Annotated in this window: 16 protein-coding genes; 11 read left to right on the forward strand and 5 right to left on the reverse strand. The window is 25.7% G+C overall.

Features of this window, described 5'->3' with window-relative positions; translation table 11 throughout:
* Positions 1 to 152: 152 nt before the first annotated feature.
* Positions 153 to 350: a cold shock domain-containing protein gene (locus C7380_RS11475; RefSeq protein ID WP_109606057.1), complete on the reverse strand. Its 198-nt coding sequence runs from the start codon at positions 348 to 350 to the stop codon at positions 153 to 155.
* Positions 351 to 710: 360 nt separating this feature from the next.
* On the opposite strand from C7380_RS11475, the gene C7380_RS11480 reads away from it, so the two are divergent.
* The 3 genes from C7380_RS11480 to gnd are packed head-to-tail and all read left to right on the forward strand — an operon-like array spanning position 711 to position 4,482.
* The gene (locus C7380_RS11480; protein WP_109606059.1) at positions 711 to 2,189 is read left to right on the forward strand and encodes a gluconokinase; all 1,479 of its coding nucleotides are present in this window, start codon (positions 711 to 713) and stop codon (positions 2,187 to 2,189) included.
* A gap of 19 nt (positions 2,190 to 2,208) precedes the next feature.
* A complete protein-coding gene (locus C7380_RS11485; RefSeq protein ID WP_109606061.1) occupies positions 2,209 to 3,564 on the forward strand; it encodes a GntP family permease in 1,356 nt (451 codons plus the stop codon).
* A gap of 18 nt (positions 3,565 to 3,582) precedes the next feature.
* Positions 3,583 to 4,482, forward strand: a complete 900-nt coding sequence (gene gnd / locus C7380_RS11490) for a phosphogluconate dehydrogenase (NAD(+)-dependent, decarboxylating) (protein WP_109606063.1) — start codon at positions 3,583 to 3,585, stop codon at positions 4,480 to 4,482.
* Positions 4,483 to 4,567: 85 nt separating this feature from the next.
* On the opposite strand, the gene C7380_RS11495 is transcribed toward gnd, so the two are convergent.
* On the reverse strand, positions 4,568 to 5,203 hold the full coding sequence (locus tag C7380_RS11495) for a GNAT family N-acetyltransferase (RefSeq protein WP_109606065.1): 636 nt from the start codon (positions 5,201 to 5,203) through the stop codon (positions 4,568 to 4,570).
* 272 nt (positions 5,204 to 5,475) lie between these two features.
* On the opposite strand from C7380_RS11495, the gene C7380_RS11500 reads away from it, so the two are divergent.
* The 7 genes from C7380_RS11500 to C7380_RS11530 all read left to right on the forward strand — a co-directional run bounded on the left by C7380_RS11500 (position 5,476) and on the right by C7380_RS11530 (position 12,364).
* A complete protein-coding gene (locus C7380_RS11500) occupies positions 5,476 to 5,826 on the forward strand; it encodes an iron chaperone (protein ID WP_109606067.1) in 351 nt (116 codons plus the stop codon).
* 15 nt (positions 5,827 to 5,841) lie between these two features.
* Complete coding sequence (locus tag C7380_RS11505) at positions 5,842 to 6,504, forward strand: response regulator transcription factor (protein ID WP_109606069.1); 663 nt, start codon at positions 5,842 to 5,844, stop codon at positions 6,502 to 6,504.
* Between the two features lies 1 nt (position 6,505).
* Positions 6,506 to 7,918, forward strand: coding sequence for a sensor histidine kinase (locus C7380_RS11510; RefSeq protein WP_109606071.1), 1,413 nt, complete (start codon positions 6,506 to 6,508; stop codon positions 7,916 to 7,918).
* Positions 7,915 to 8,382 (forward strand): DUF3919 family protein, encoded by a 468-nt coding sequence (locus C7380_RS11515; RefSeq protein WP_109606072.1) that lies wholly within the window; start codon positions 7,915 to 7,917, stop codon positions 8,380 to 8,382. Before C7380_RS11510 ends, C7380_RS11515 begins: the two co-directional genes overlap by 4 nt.
* A gap of 188 nt (positions 8,383 to 8,570) precedes the next feature.
* Positions 8,571 to 9,551: an ABC transporter substrate-binding protein gene (locus C7380_RS11520; RefSeq protein WP_109606074.1), complete on the forward strand. Its 981-nt coding sequence runs from the start codon at positions 8,571 to 8,573 to the stop codon at positions 9,549 to 9,551.
* A 49-nt stretch (positions 9,552 to 9,600) separates the two neighbouring features.
* A complete protein-coding gene (locus tag C7380_RS11525; protein WP_109606076.1) occupies positions 9,601 to 11,280 on the forward strand; it encodes an ABC transporter permease in 1,680 nt (559 codons plus the stop codon).
* Between the two features lie 4 nt (positions 11,281 to 11,284).
* Positions 11,285 to 12,364, forward strand: coding sequence for an ABC transporter ATP-binding protein (locus C7380_RS11530; protein WP_109606078.1), 1,080 nt, complete (start codon positions 11,285 to 11,287; stop codon positions 12,362 to 12,364).
* Positions 12,365 to 12,400: 36 nt separating this feature from the next.
* On the opposite strand, the gene C7380_RS11535 is transcribed toward C7380_RS11530, so the two are convergent.
* The 3 genes from C7380_RS11535 to C7380_RS11545 form a co-directional block, all read right to left on the reverse strand.
* Positions 12,401 to 12,892: a hypothetical protein gene (locus C7380_RS11535; RefSeq protein ID WP_109606080.1), complete on the reverse strand. Its 492-nt coding sequence runs from the start codon at positions 12,890 to 12,892 to the stop codon at positions 12,401 to 12,403.
* Positions 12,893 to 13,094: 202 nt separating this feature from the next.
* Positions 13,095 to 13,943 (reverse strand): MurR/RpiR family transcriptional regulator, encoded by an 849-nt coding sequence (locus C7380_RS11540; RefSeq protein WP_109606082.1) that lies wholly within the window; start codon positions 13,941 to 13,943, stop codon positions 13,095 to 13,097.
* 152 nt (positions 13,944 to 14,095) lie between these two features.
* The gene (locus C7380_RS11545) at positions 14,096 to 14,992 is read right to left on the reverse strand and encodes a helix-turn-helix domain-containing protein (RefSeq protein ID WP_109606084.1); all 897 of its coding nucleotides are present in this window, start codon (positions 14,990 to 14,992) and stop codon (positions 14,096 to 14,098) included.
* Between the two features lie 486 nt (positions 14,993 to 15,478).
* On the opposite strand from C7380_RS11545, the gene C7380_RS11550 reads away from it, so the two are divergent.
* Entirely contained in the window at positions 15,479 to 15,742 is a 264-nt protein-coding gene (locus C7380_RS11550; RefSeq protein WP_158274894.1) for a GyrI-like domain-containing protein, read from the forward strand.
* The last annotated feature ends 30 nt before the right edge of the window (positions 15,743 to 15,772 follow it).

Below are 15,772 nucleotides of genomic sequence, written 5' to 3' on the forward strand. Positions count from 1 at the left end.
AACTGCTGAAAGTGTTAATTCTAACTCTGAAAATCTCATTAAAATATCTGAAGATTTGATTCAAAAAATTAAATTATTTAAAATATAAAAACAAAATGAGAGTCGTTTTAAACGACTCTCATTTTCGTTGAAACCCTAATGGGTAATTATGGTTAAACTAATCTAACGTTAGCAGTCTGAGGACCTTTTGCTCCGTCAACTACATCGAATTCAACTTTTTGATTTTCTTCTAAGTTCTTAAAACCATCCATTGTAATTGCTGAGAAATGTACGAATACATCGTCTCCGTTTTCTGTAGTAATGAAACCATAACCTTTTTTTGAATCAAACCATTTAACTGTACCTTTCAAGATAGTACCTCCAAAATAAACTGAGATGTCATTTACAAATATCAGTTTTTAAATATTACATTAAAATTATATATGTTTTGAAACAAAAAGTCAAATGGTTTATGTAACGATTTGAATTCAAAAAATTACATTAAGTGTTTTATAAAATATAAAATCTTTAAAAAGTCCAATTTATTGATAATAATCTTTAAAAAAATAAATTATTTATAAATAAATCTATTTAATCATTTTATATGGAACTTTACTTTATTAAAATATCATTATAAAATAAAAATATGAAAATTATTTTCGTTTTTTATGTTATTTTATGTTTTTTATAATTAAAATAGAAATTATTTTCAAAAGGAGATGTAAAATATTATGTATTATATGGGAGTGGATATAGGAACGACGAATACAAAAGCTGTTTTATTTGATGAAAAGAATAATTTAATAGATATTAAAAGTTTTGGATACAAAATAATAAAAAATAAAGATGATAGATTTCAAGAACAAGATCCAGAAACAATATTTTATGGGGTATTGAATGTTATTAAAAATTTAAAAGAAAAATATGATTTAAATGAAAAAAATTTAAAATTTATTTCATTTAGTGCCATGATGCATAGTTTAATACTGATTGATGATAATGATGAAGTTATTTCTAATTGTATAATTTGGGCTGATCGCAGAAGTGAAAGTATAACAGATGAGTATAAAACTAATTATAAGGCTCATAAATTTTATGCTATTTCAGGAACGCCAGCACATCCAATGTCACCTTTTTATAAAATTTTATGGTTTAAAAGAAATAAAAAAAATTTATTTATGAAAACTAAAAAATTTATTTCTATAAAAGATTATATATTTTTTAAATTATTTGGAAAATATATAACAGATTATTCTATAGCATCTGCAACTGGGTTATTTGATATAAGAACTTTGAAATGGTCTGAAGAAATAATTAATGAAATAGGTATAGATAAATCTAATTTATCTGAGGTTGTTCCAACTACTCATATATTGAAAGGAATAAATTCTGATTATAAAGAACTTGAAAATATTAAAAATGTTGATTTTATAGTGGGTGCAAGTGATGGATGTTTAGCTAATTTAGGCTCTAATTCGATAAATAAAAATGTTGCATCAGTTACCATAGGAACAAGTGGAGCTATAAGAACTTCTTGTGATCAAGCTTATACTGATGAACAGGGGAAAACATTTTGTTATTATTTAGATGAAAATTTATATATTATAGGCGGAGCTATTAATAACGGTGGAATAGCTTATGAATGGATAATTCAAAAATTATTTTCAGATGATAAAGATTATAAAGATCTCGATAATCGTTTAAAATCTGTGAAAGAAGGTTCTGATGGCTTAATTTTTATACCTTTTATATTTGGAGAAAGAGCACCTTATTGGGATTCATCACTTAAAGGATCTTTTCTTGGTATAAAAAACAATCATACTAAAGATCATTTTTTAAAAGCTTGTGTAGAGGGAATATGTTTTAGTATAAAAGATGTTTTAAATTCTATTAGTTCATTATCTAATGGTATAAAAAAGATAAATTTAAATGGTGGTATTTTTCAAAGTGAAGAATGGATAAAAACTTTTTCTGATATATCTGGAATAGAATTAAATCTGTATGAAACACATGAAAGTTCTGCTTTAGGAGCAATTATTCTTGGTAAAAAGGCTGTTGGAGAAATAAAAGATTTAAATGATTTTTCTTTTGATATATCTGAGATAAAAAAATATTGTTTTAATTCAGAAAAACATGAATTTTATAAAAAGAGATTTGAATTATATAAAGAAGGTATAAACTTACTTTATAAATTTAATAAAAAAATATAGAGAATATGGGGGGATATTGATGTCTATGGCAGCTTATTTGGGGATTGTTATGGTCGTTGGAGTTATTGTTCTTTTATTCATGGTTATAAAACTTAAAGTTCAAGCTTTTATTTCTTTGTTAATTGTTAGTATGGGAGTCGGTATATTTTCTGGAATGCCTCTTGATAAAGTCATAACTTCTATGACAAATGGTATGGGTGGAACACTTGGATTTATAGCTGTGGTTGTTGGTCTTGGATCTATGTTTGGTAAAATGCTTGAAGTTTCTGGCGGGACACAGAGACTAGCAAGAACACTCATAAATAAATTTGGAAAAGAAAAGGCAAGTTATGCACTTGCATTGACTGGATTTATTGTTGCAATACCGGTGTTTTTTGATGTAGGATTTATATTGATAGTGCCTATTGTTTATTCTTTGGCAAGAGAGACTAAAAAATCTGTACTTCATTATGGAATACCTTTACTTGCAGGATTAGCAGTTACTCATGCTTTTGTTCCACCAACACCAGGTCCAGTTGCGGTAGCACAACTTGTGAATGCCGATCTTGGTAAGGTGATATTATTTGGTATAATTGCTGGAATTCCTTCTGCGATACTTGCTGGACCTGTTTTTGGTAAGTATATAGGTAAAAAAATAAATGTTGGTGTTCCAGATTATATGATGGAAGGTATTGAAAAAGAAATAGATGAAAAAGATTTACCGAGTTTTTCTACTATTTTTTCTTTAATATTAATACCTTTAATATTAATACCTTTAGTATTGATAGTTTTAAATACTATTTCAAGTACATTTTTAGATCCTAATACATTTTTTGCAAAATTGTTGAAATTCATAGGTCATCCATTTACAGCACTTACAGTGGCTACAATCCTTTCTTTTATAGTTCTGGGGCGGTTTAGAGGATTATCAAAAGAAGATATAAATAAGGTTTCAACATCAGCTTTAAATTCTTCAGGTCTTATTATATTAATAACTGGAGCTGGAGGAGTCTTTAAACAGATTCTCATAGATAGTGGAGTTGGTGATGTATTAGCCCAATCAGTATCTTCTTTGAATTTGAGTCCCATTTTATTGGCATTTATAATAGCTTTAATAGTTAGAGTAGCTGCAGGATCTGCTACTGTTGCTATGATGACTGCAGGTGGAATTGTTGCACCTATGCTTTCAAATTTTAGTGTAGAGCCAGCTTTAATAGTTATTGCGATAGCTTCTGGATCAACTGCTCTATCTCATGTTAATGATAGTGGATTTTGGCTTGTTAATAGATATTTTGGTATAAATGAAAAAGATACATTGAGATCATGGACTGTTATGGAAACTATAATAGGTTTAGTTGGTTTGAGTGTTGCTTTGATATTAGATATATTTATTTGATGAAATAGGAGGAAAAATATGAAAATAGGTCTTGTCGGTCTTGGAAAAATGGGACTAAATCTAACAAAAAATATGATAAACAAAGGTTATGAAGTTTATACATTTGACAAAGATTCTCAAAGAATAAGAATGTCAGAAAAAGTAGGGGCTATAGGTTGCATATCTTTAAAAAATTTATGCAAAAAACTTAAAGAAAATAGAATTTTATGGATAATGGTTCCTTCTGGAAATCCAACGGAAGATGTATTAAATGAATTAAAAAATTATCTCGATAAAAAAGATATAATAATAGAAGCTGGGAATTCTAATTATAAAGATTCTATGAGAAGATTTGAAAATTTTCAAAATATAGATATTGATTACTTAGATGCTGGAATAAGCGGTGGACAAGATGGAGCTTTAAATGGAATTTGTGCCATGATCGGAGGAAAAGAATCAACGTTTAAAAAGGTTGAAAGAATTTTTAAAGATATATCTATTGAAAATGGTTATTTATATACTGGAAAATCTGGTAGCGGTCATTTTTCGAAAATGATACATAATGGTATAGAATATGGAATGCTTCAAGCCATTGGAGAAGGATTTGAAATACTTGAAAAAAGTGATTTTGATTATGATATGGAATCTCTTGCAGATCTTTGGAATCATGGTTCTGTTATAAGAGGTTGGCTTATGGAATTGACAAAAAATGTGTTTAATAAAGATAAGAATTTAGATACAATAAAAGGTGTGATAGATGCAAATGGTGAAGGACTTTGGACAGCTCAAACAGCTTTAGAAATGGGAATACCAGCACCAGTTATTACAGCATCTGTTATGGTTAGGCATAGATCTAAACAAGAAGATACATATTCTGGAAAATTAATAGCCTCTTTAAGAAATGAATTTGGTGGACATTCTATAATTGAAAATAAATGATAAAAAAGATGCATGACTTATTAAAAAACAATAGTCATGCATCCGTTTATTTTTTATTATAAAAATTTAATTGATTAAAGTTTGATCAATCATCGAGCATAGTACTTGTCTTTTCAAATTCTTTTTGACTTTCTTGATATTTTTTTTCTTTATAATCAAAGTTTTTATCAAAAGAATCAACTTCATCATCATTTATTTCGAATACCTCTGAAAATGAAACATATCCAGAAATATTTTTGAGAGCATTTTCATATAGAGGTAGAACTAATAAACCTTTATAAAACTTTCCATCAGGCATTGAAATATTATAATGTTTTCCACCTAAGAACCCATAAGTTTCATAATGTTTGGGATTTCCTAAAATTAAAATAGCACGATGTCCCATTTTTTTAGCTAATTCAATAGAATGAGTTATTAATTTTCTACCAATACCCATCCTATGATATTTTGGGTGTATGAATACAGGACCAAAATTAATAGCATCATATTCTTTATTATTTGATATAATTTTTGCTTTGGCAAAAAAAATTCCACCAATGATTTCATCATCAACTTCTATTATAAAAGAAAGATCTTCTATAAAATCGGGATGATTTCTCATTTTATGTATTATATAATGCTCACAACAACCTGGAAAGTATAAGTTCCAAAATGCTTCTCTTGCAACAGTTTCAACTTTTTTATAATCTTTAATTGTTTCTTTTCTAATATTTATTTTCATTTTTATTTTTCCTCCAATTTATCTAATATGATTTTTTAGAATAAATGTTGGAGGTTTATTATTGTTGTTAAACCTCCAACAATAATACCGGTTCCATTGTACTAAAGTTTTTTGACATAAAACCCTTCCTTTTTGTATGATTTGGATTATTAATGAATTTAATAATCTTATTATATATAATATCATTTAATTAAATAATATTCAATAATTATAAGAGTTAATTTTTTATGATATTATTAAATAAAGGAATTTGTAAAAAGGAGGGGGATTTAATGTTTAAAACTGTTGAGGAATATATAAATCAATATCCGCGGGAGATACAAGCTATACTTCAAAAAGTTAGGAATACTATAAAAAGAGCAGCTCCAGAAAGTATTGAAAAAATAAGTTATGGTATACCTACTTTTTATCTTCAAGGTAATTTGATACATTTTGCAGCTAATCAAAAACATTTGGGTATATATCCAGGTCCTGAAGCAGTTGAATACTTTAAAGATAAATTAGAGGGGTTTAAAACATCTAAAGGAACTATAAAGTTTTCATATGGTAAACCAATTCCTTATGATCTAATAGAAGATATAACTAAATTTAGAGTAAAGGAACAAATGAATAGAATGAATTAAATAGAAGGTGAAATTATGAAAATTCTTGTTATAGATGATGAAGAAAGTATATTAGATTTGATAAGAATGAATTTGATGCTTGAAGATTATAATGTTTTAGTTGCTGATAATGGAAAGAAAGGAATTGAAATTTTTGAATCTGAAAGACCAGATTTCTTGATACTTGATATAATGTTACCCGATACAGATGGTTTTTCTATTTTAAAAGAAATAAGAAGCATAGATAAAGATACTCCCATAATAATGTTGACTGCAAAAAATCAAATAAATGATAAATTAATAGGATTGCATTTAGGTGCTGATGACTATATAACAAAACCTTTTGATAGTCGTGAATTAATACTTAGAATAAAGGCTATAGAGAAGAGAATGAAAAAAGAAAAAGAAGCGAATATATTGCCAAATTATCTTGAAATAGATATTTCTAAAAGGATTATACTCATAGATAAAAAAGAAATTTATTTTACAAAAAAAGAGTTTGAAATTTTAAATTTATTTGCGAATAATCCCAATAGAGTATTTTCAAGAGAAGTTTTACTCGAAAAAATATGGGGATATGAAATACCAGTTGATACGAGAGCTGTAGATATGTTGATTCAAAGAGTTAGAAAAAAGATGGGGATTTATGGAGAAAAGATAATAAGTCTTTATGGAATAGGATATAAATTTGAGGTGTAAAATGACTTTAAATCTTAGATTTAAACTCATAATACAAAATATTATGATATTTTTGATAGTTTTTTTGATAATATATTTTGTTATGATGAATGTACTTTATGAAAGTATACTTAATAAGTCTGTTGAATTTGTTGATAAAAGAGTTGATGAATATAAGTATTATATAGACGAAACGATAAAGGGTTTTGATGGATTAAATATTTATGATTATTTAAAAGAAAAAAGTCCTATTATAAGCGAATATATGCATTCAAAACTTGATATACAGATTGAAATATATAATAATAGAAAAGAAATGATGAGTCAAACTTTACCGAATAAAAAATATTATGTTTATCAGGATGTTCACTATGCTGTAAATGGTAAAAAAACTTATATAATAAAAAATGATGATGGAATAAAATTATTATTTTTCTCAGCACCAATTTTTTATGATAATGAAGTAATAGGCTGTATAAGATATATTTATCCATTAATAAGTGAATTTGAAATAATTGCTAAAAATAATTTAATATTTATAATAACTGGTATTTTGTCTTTTATAGCGGTATTTTTTATGAGTTATATTTATTCTTTTAAAATATTAAATCCATTAAAAAAATTAAAAGATGAGGCAGAAAAAATTTCAGAAGGAGACTTTAACTCTACAATAAATATAAATACTGGAGATGAAATAGAAGAGTTAACAAATTCATTTAATAAAATGTCTGAAAATATAAATAAATATATAAGAAATCTAAAAGATGAAAAAGATAAACAAAAAAGATTTGTAGATAATATTGCCCATGAATTAAAAACACCATTAACATCTATAATAGGATATTCAGAAATTTTACCAAAATTAAAAGATTCAAAAGATATAGAAAAATCTTTGGAGTATATAAATAATCAGGGAAAAAGACTTTTAATTCTAGTAGAAGAAATGCTTTATATTTCAAAATTGAATAAAAATTCTATACATGTAGTGTTAAAAAATCATAGCATAAAAAAAATACTGGAAGATGCTTTAAACACTTTAAGACCAAGAATAGAAAAATTTTCTATAAATATAATCAAACAATTTGAGGATACGATTGTTAGATGCGATTATGAAAAAACTTATGAATGTTTTTTAAATATAATAGATAATTCCATTAAACATAGTAATTGTAGTACTTTGGAGTTCAGAATTTTAATTGATAGAGAATATAAGATAATTGAGATAAAAGATAATGGTAAAGGTATAGATGAAAAGAATATAGATAAAATTTTTGAGCCATTTTATTCAGGGTCTAAAGAAATAAAAAGTACAGGACTTGGTTTGAGTATTGTGAAAGATATAATGAAAAAACAAAATGGAGATATAAAAATTGAGAGTGTTGAAAATGAATATACAAAAGTAATTCTAAAGTTTGAAAGTAGTGAATCAATATGAAAAATATAAAAAATTATATATTTTTGATAATTTATATTTTAATAGTTTTTTTTATAGTATATTTAGGGTCAAAGGGTATATCAAATTGGTATAATAAACCATATTTTCCCAAAAATACAGAAAAAAATTTTGAGAGTAATATGATTTTTGAACAAATACCTTATAAAATATCTTTTAAGTATAATGATAAAAGAATAGATATAGTTGATTCAGAGTTTATAATAAACTCATGGAATAAAATAAAAAAACTTCCATATTATACAGAAAGTACTATAAGTAAAATTGGTGAAAATGCTATAAAAGGAAAATTTATATTTTTGAATGAAGAGTATAAAAATTTTATTCTAGATGAAGATTTAAAGATTGAAGATCTTTATTATGGAAATGAAAAGAATACTTTTATAATAAATTTTAAGAGTAATCTCATGAAATATTATGAAAAATCCATTATTGAAATTGATTAAATGCAAATAGAAGATATTATTTCTGTTTAAAAGAAATAATATCTTTTTTATTTTGTTATACTTCTTTTTTATTAATTTGAAATTACATTTTTGTATTTTGATACAATTTTAATACTTTTTAGAAAATATTATATGTTTTTTCTACTATAAAATATATATGAATTTATTTAAAAATAGGGAGGGATAGTATGAAAAAATTATTATCAGTTTTAACTTTTATTCTTGTTGGAATTATGTTTTTTGGTGAATTAATAGTTTATACGAGTGTTGATGAAGCTAATGCAAGAAAAATACTTACAAAGTTTTCTAAAGATACTGGTATAAAAGTAAAGTATATATTTTTATCATCAGGACCAGCTTTAGCAAGACTTGAAGCAGAAAAAAATAATCCACAAGCAGATATATGGTTTGGGGCTCCAATGTCAAATCATATAATAGCAAAAGAAAGAGACTTGACAATATCTTATAAATCTCAATTTCAAGCTATAGAAAGTACTTTTTATGATAAAGAAGGATATTATCATGCTTTTTATATGAATCCAATAGGAATAGGAGTAAATTTGAGTGTTATGGAACAGATAAAAGCAGATATACCTAAAACATGGGAAGATTTATCAAAATCAGAATATCAAAATATGATACAGTATCCTAATCCACAATCATCTGGAACTGCTTATTCTTTAATAACAGGTCTTATAAGTATATATGGAGAAAAAGGTGCTATGGAATATTTAAAACAAATAGCTCCTAATGTTCAATCATATACACAATCAGGAACAGGTCCATCTAAAACAGTAGGTGTTGGTCAGGCCGGTATAGGTATTCAATTCACTCCTGCCTTTTTCCAATTTAAAGAACAAGGATATCCAGTTGATGTAGTATTTCCTGCAAAAGGAGTTCCTTATGAGTCAGCTTGTCTTTCAATAGTTAAAGGAACAAAGAATATTGATGAATCAAAAAAACTTGTTGATTGGATATTGTCAAAACAAGGTCAACAAGCGATAGTCGATGAAAAAACATATTTTTATCCAGTTAGAAAAGATGTTGATTTTGGAACTTTACAACCATTATCAACAATAAAGTTGATAAGTGTAGATGAAAAATGGGCAGCAGAAAATAAAAAGAGAATAATAGATGATTGGGTAAATGAAGTTCTTCCTGTAAAATAATTATTTAAGGGGGAAAAATCCCCCTTTCGTTTTATTTAGGAGGTTTTATATGTTCAGTGAAGAAAATAAAAATAAAGCAAAAAAACTTTTCAAAAATCCCATAATAATGATATTAATAATTATTATATTTAGTTTAATAGCACTTTTTATTATTTATCCATTGATTAGAGTTTTACAAGTTAGTTTTACAAATTCAGAGGGTAATATATCTTTAGAAATTTATAAAGATGTATTTGGAAACAATTATATGAAAAAAGGATTTTTTAATTCAATATTAATAGCTTCTCTAACAGCTATTATAGGTACGATATTAGGATTTTTATTTGCTTATACTTTGAATAGAACAGATATACCATTTAAAAAGCTTTTTAAAACTATAGCAGTTATACCAATGGTTTTTCCACCATTTATTGGAGCTTTAGCAATAATAATGTTATTCGGATTTAATGGCCTTATAACAGCAAAAATTTTTGGTATAAGAAATTTTCCAGTTTATGGGTTATGGGGACTTATGATAGCTCAAATAGTTTCATTTTTCCCCGTTGCTTTTATAACTCTTGATGGGGTGATATCTACTATTTCTCCAACTCTTGAAGATGCAGCTTTTAATTTAAAAGCCAATAGAAAACAAGTATTTTTTAAGGTAATTCTTCCTCTATCAGTTCCTGGAATAGCAAGTACTATGTTAATACTCTTTATAGAATCGTTGGCTGATTTTGGAAATCCATTAATACTTGCAGGTTCAAGATTTCCCGTGTTATCTGTTCAAGCCTATCTTCAAATAACGGGAATGTTTGATTTGAAGACTGGAGCAGCATTAGCTGTATGGCTTTTAATTCCTTCCATAATAGCTTTTGTAGTTCAAAAATATTGGATAGGAAAGAAAAAATACATAACAGTTACTGGAAAACCAAATACTTCAACTATAAAAAGTGTTGGTCCTATAACAAAATGGGTATTATTTACAATTATAGTTATAATTTCTCTTTTTATACTTTTAATATATGTAACTATTTTTTGGGGAGCATTTACAAAAGTTTGGGGAATGAATAATCAATTTACATTTGATAATTTTAAATATGTTTTTGATGTTGGTGGACAATCTATAATAGATACATTGATAATAGCTCTTACATCTACACCTATATCGGCATTGCTCGGTATGATAATCGCTTTTTTAATAGTCAGAAAAACATTTCCTTTAAAAAGAACTATGGAATTTACATCATTATTGAATTTTGCAGTTCCAGGTACTGTAATAGGTATAGGCTATATATTGGCCTTTAACTCAAAACCAATATTATTGACTGGAACTTTTATAATACTTGTAATAAACTTTGTTTTTAGATATGTTCCTGTTGGAATTCAATCTGGAATGGCTCTTTTAGGTCAAGTTGATCCTGCAATTGAAGAAGCGGCATATACTTTAGGGGCAGATGATAAAACTGTTTTTTCTAAAATAACTTTACCTCTAATAATTCCTGCTTTTTTTTCAGCGATGGTTTATTCTTTTGTTAGATCTATGACAGCCATAAGTGCGGCTATATTTTTAGTCTCAGCAAATTGGAATCTTATGACTGTGCAAATTCTTTCTCAGAGTGATTCTGGAAGACTTTCAGAAGCATGTGCTTTTTCTGTAATTTTGATAATAATAATATTTGTATTTATGGGAATATTAAAATTATTTTTAAAAAATAAAATATCACTCGTAAATAATAGTCAGAGGTGAGTTTATGTCATTAAATTTGAAAAATTTAAAAAAAATTTTTAAAAGTGATGGAGTAGAAAATATAGCTGTTGATAATTTTAATCTTGATATAAAAGAGGGACAACTTGTTACATTTCTTGGCCCATCTGGTTGTGGTAAAACAACTACATTAAGAATGGTATCTGGATTTGAAAATCCTTCAGCTGGAAATATAATATTGGATGAAAAAGATATAACAAATGATCCACCAAATAAAAGAGATATATCTATGATGTTTCAAAGTTATGCATTATTTCCTCATATGAATGTTAGAGAGAACATAGAATTTGGATTAAAACTAAAGAAATTTAGTAAAAAAAGAATAAAAGAAAAAGCTGATAAAATAATAGAATTAACTGGGTTAAGTGGTATGGAAAAAAGAAGACCAGATCAAATTTCGGGTGGTCAACAACAAAGAGTAGCTCTCGCAAGATCTTTAGTTATGGAGCCTAAAGTTTTATTATTTGATGAACCTCTTTCAAATCTTGATGCGAAACTTAGAGAAAGTATGAGACTTGAAATAAGAAGAATACAAAAAGAATTGAATATAACAAGTATATATGTGACTCATGATCAGATAGAAGCTATGAGTATATCAGATTTGATAGTTATAATGGATAAAGGAAAAATAATGCAAATTGGTTCTCCATATGAAATATATTCTAAACCTCAAAATAAATTTGTTGCGGATTTTATAGGAAATGTAAATTTTTTGGAAGGTAAAATAAGCTATATAGGTGAGGATTATATTAAAGTTTTTAATAAAGAACTCAATGAAGAATTTATAGGTTATTCTGATAAAGAATTGAAAAAAGATGATGAAGTTTATATAGTTTTGAGACCAGAAGGGATAAATACAAAAAAAGAAAATAGAGAAAATTATATTTCAGGTATAATAGATAAATATGTTTTTTTAGGTTCAAATATAGAATTGGATATAAGACTTAAAAATGGAAAACTTTTACATGTAAATGAATATAATATAATTGAGAAAGAACTTCCCGTTATAGGAAAAAATTTGGAAGTCTATTTTAGTAAAAAAAATAGTTGGATAATAAAAAAATGAGAGACAATCGAAATGATTGTCTCTTTTTTTTTATTTTTATGACATTTCTGGATAAGATTTTACTTCAGTTCCTTCTTTGTATAAGTATACTCCATACCATTTTCCATTAATATAAATTAAATTTTCTTCTGAAGTTTCAGTTTCGGTTTCCACGGGATCAGTTTTACTTTCTAAAGTTATTGTAATGTTTGCAGTAGCTATTTTTTCTATTTTTGCAGGAGCATCAGCTGGTTTAGAAGATATTTTTATATTTTCAACTTTATAACTTTTTATATCTGAAGTACTGTATAGAAAACCCAATATAAGGGAAAGTTCGTTTTTGCCAGTATTTTTTTCTTCTTCAGTTAAATTTTCCATATAAACATATTTGTCACAGAATTCTGAACCAGGTAATTTATTTTGTAAATCTTTTATAACATTGTTAAACTGTTTTTCAGCAGCTGAACTTTCAGATTCTGCTGGTTTTGTACAACTAACAAATAAAATCCCCAAAGTTAAAACTAATATTACAAAAATACTTTTTTTCATAGAATTACCCCCTATATAATATATTTTTACGTGTACAAAACATATTATAAGTACAAAATATTTCCTTTGTAATCTTTTTTGGTTACAAAAATATTAATTAAACGTTTGTGATTTAATAAATAGATTAAATTTAATAAAAGAAATTAAAGATATATTTTTGTAGTTTATTAGTAATAAAAAAATGACTTTGTAAAGTCATTTTTTAAAATCTTTTTTTTGATATTGAGTTTCTTATTTTTTCTAAATTACAAAAATAATCATCTTTTTTCTTAAGGCAACTTCCAACAAAAATAGTGTCTATAAGGGTCAAAGCACTTATTCTTGATTCTGAAGCTTCGCTTTTGAAATCATTTTCTTTACCATAAGCGATTAATATTATATCTGAGACCTTTGCAATTGGGGATTTTATATTTGAAGTAATTGATATTATTTTTGTATTATTTTCTTTTGCAATTTTTAGGTTTTCTATTAATTCTTTATTACTTCCTGTATTTGAAATCGCTAAAATACAATCTTTTTCATTTAAAGATGCACTTAGCATTGCTTGAAAATGAGAATCGGAATGATATATGCAATCTTTGTCTATTTTTAAAAATTTATGATAGGCATCGAGAGCTATAGCAGATGAACCTCCCATACCATAGAATACTTTTTTATTAGATTCAGAAAGTATTTTTATAGCTTCATTTAAATTTTTAGAATCATTTAGATTTAAAGTTTCTTTCAATGAGTTTATTGTTGAATTAAATACTTTTTGTTTTATTATAGTTATATCATCATCTTTTTTTATTTCCCAATGTACATTTTTTATTGGTTCAACATTTTCACTTGCTATGCTGATTTTTAATTGTTGAAATCCTGTATAACCAAGTTTTTTACTGAGCCTGAATACCGTAGCTTCGCCACATTTGCATTTTTCAGAGAGTTCAGTTATGGTCATATGAATTATTTCAAAAGGATTTTTTAGTATATAGTCTGCAACTCTTTTTTCAGCCCCTTTTAATTTTGAATATATGTTCATTATGGACTGCATATAGTTGTTTTTTTCCATTTTTAATCCCTCTTTTCATAGTTATTAATTATATTATAACTTAATTTAATTTAATATCATCAAGTATTGATCATGTTTGAGATTAATATTATTTTAAATATATTGAAAAAGACCTCTTTATAAATGAATTAAAAAGAGATCTTTTTTGTTTTTTAAGATTTATTTTTTTCTTTTACAGGTCTTGCTTCAATATAGCCACGATATCCCATTGGTGCGAGTTGAAATGAAGGATCTGATTCATAATTCCATTTGTATCCGTATATTTCTGGATCAAATTTATCTATTTTTTCCATTACTTCAGATACAGCTTCATTGAAATTTTCATCTTCATATGGTTCTCCTTGAAAAACCATCATTTTGCAGGGTTTTAGAGTTATGAGTTCATAACCTTCTGGTATTTTATTATTATAATTCAAAGGAACTTCAACTCCTTGAACATACTTTGAAGTTCCTTCTTTTATCATATTGTCAGGAAGCCACATTCCAATAGGTTCGTATAAAGCTTCTTTTACACTTGTGAGTACACCCCATACATCACATCCAACTTCTTCACAGTATTCAAAATATTTTTTTGCTTTTTTTCCTCTTAATATTAAAGCTTTTCTTTCAGGTCTTTCAATAATCTGTACAAAAATAGCTTTTACGTCTTTTTCCATATTAATCTCTCCTTTATTTTTAGATTTTTTTTCATAAGCTAAATAAGGGATAAAGAGTTCAATAGGTTCAGGTTTTTTACTGTATTTTTTAGGAGAAATTCCAAATTTTTTTGAAAATGCACGTGTAAATCCTTCCGGAGAATCAAAGACAAAATCAAAAGCAATGTCTATAACTTTTATTTTATTGTCTCTTAGTTTTAAGGCAGCTTTAGAAAGTCTGAGATCTCTTATATAACAAAAGAGATTTTTACCTATGATTTCTTTAAATAATCTTTCTGTATGCCAAGGAGAATATCCGGAAATTTCTGAAATATTTTTTAATGTGATATTTGAATTTAAATTTTTTTCAATATATACCTGAATTTTTTTTATAGTATTCATTTTTTTACTCATTTTTCACCTCATTTATAATAATAATATCATTTTGCAATTTTTAAATCTTGATTGTAATTGCTATTTTATTATAAATTTTTATATTAATATTATAATTTTTAAATGTAAAAATATAAATTCTTTAATATAATTATATTAAAATAACCTACACGGCTTAAGCTGTGTAGGTTATTTTATTTCATTTCATATTATATTATATCTACAATCACTATAATTCATTTGTAATATATTTTCTGTATTTCTTTAAGTCTTGAAATTCACAAAATTATTATAAATAAAAAAAATCCGGCTTTTTAAGCCGGTATTTTTATTTATATAATTCAATTATATCATAAAAAATGAATATTGTCAATAAATTTTTTGATACTTTAAAGATAATTTATTATTAAAATAAAATTTTTAAATATAATAATAGCAAAAAATATCAAGAATAAATTTGTATATTTTTGTATAATATTAATATAATTTATGAGGAGGTTTGATTTTATGAATATGTCACCAAAATTTGTGAAATTAGAAAGTTTTAATGTTTTAGGGTTTAGATACTTTGGAAAAAATGAAAATAATGAAATTTCTGATTTATGGACAAAATTTTATTTAGAAATTAAAAAATATAAGGAGTTCATAAATAAAGATAAAATAGGTCTTTGTAGTAAAGTCAATACTGATGGTGATTTTGAGTATTATGGTAAAGATTATAAGAATGATGAAGATGATTCTGTTATTTATATTTATTATCCAATAGAATAAGTCATGAGTATTCATGACTTATTTTTGTTA

Source organism: Oceanotoga teriensis (assembly GCF_003148465.1).
In the GTDB taxonomy this organism is placed as follows: domain Bacteria; phylum Thermotogota; class Thermotogae; order Petrotogales; family Petrotogaceae; genus Oceanotoga; species Oceanotoga teriensis.

Coding starts and splice junctions, on each gene's coding strand:
- C7380_RS11550 (WP_158274894.1), top strand. CDS start 15,479: ATGAATATGTCACCAAAATTTGTGAAATTAGAAAGTTTTAATGTTTTA.
- gnd (WP_109606063.1), top strand. CDS start 3,583: ATGAAAATAGGTCTTGTCGGTCTTGGAAAAATGGGACTAAATCTAACA.
- C7380_RS11500 (WP_109606067.1), top strand. CDS start 5,476: ATGTTTAAAACTGTTGAGGAATATATAAATCAATATCCGCGGGAGATA.
- C7380_RS11540 (WP_109606082.1), bottom strand. CDS start 13,943: ATGGAAAAAAACAACTATATGCAGTCCATAATGAACATATATTCAAAA.
- C7380_RS11510 (WP_109606071.1), top strand. CDS start 6,506: ATGACTTTAAATCTTAGATTTAAACTCATAATACAAAATATTATGATA.
- C7380_RS11520 (WP_109606074.1), top strand. CDS start 8,571: ATGAAAAAATTATTATCAGTTTTAACTTTTATTCTTGTTGGAATTATG.
- C7380_RS11525 (WP_109606076.1), top strand. CDS start 9,601: ATGTTCAGTGAAGAAAATAAAAATAAAGCAAAAAAACTTTTCAAAAAT.
- C7380_RS11530 (WP_109606078.1), top strand. CDS start 11,285: ATGTCATTAAATTTGAAAAATTTAAAAAAAATTTTTAAAAGTGATGGA.
- C7380_RS11495 (WP_109606065.1), bottom strand. CDS start 5,203: ATGAAAATAAATATTAGAAAAGAAACAATTAAAGATTATAAAAAAGTT.
- C7380_RS11545 (WP_109606084.1), bottom strand. CDS start 14,992: ATGAGTAAAAAAATGAATACTATAAAAAAAATTCAGGTATATATTGAA.
- C7380_RS11505 (WP_109606069.1), top strand. CDS start 5,842: ATGAAAATTCTTGTTATAGATGATGAAGAAAGTATATTAGATTTGATA.
- C7380_RS11535 (WP_109606080.1), bottom strand. CDS start 12,892: ATGAAAAAAAGTATTTTTGTAATATTAGTTTTAACTTTGGGGATTTTA.
- C7380_RS11515 (WP_109606072.1), top strand. CDS start 7,915: ATGAAAAATATAAAAAATTATATATTTTTGATAATTTATATTTTAATA.
- C7380_RS11480 (WP_109606059.1), top strand. CDS start 711: ATGTATTATATGGGAGTGGATATAGGAACGACGAATACAAAAGCTGTT.
- C7380_RS11485 (WP_109606061.1), top strand. CDS start 2,209: ATGTCTATGGCAGCTTATTTGGGGATTGTTATGGTCGTTGGAGTTATT.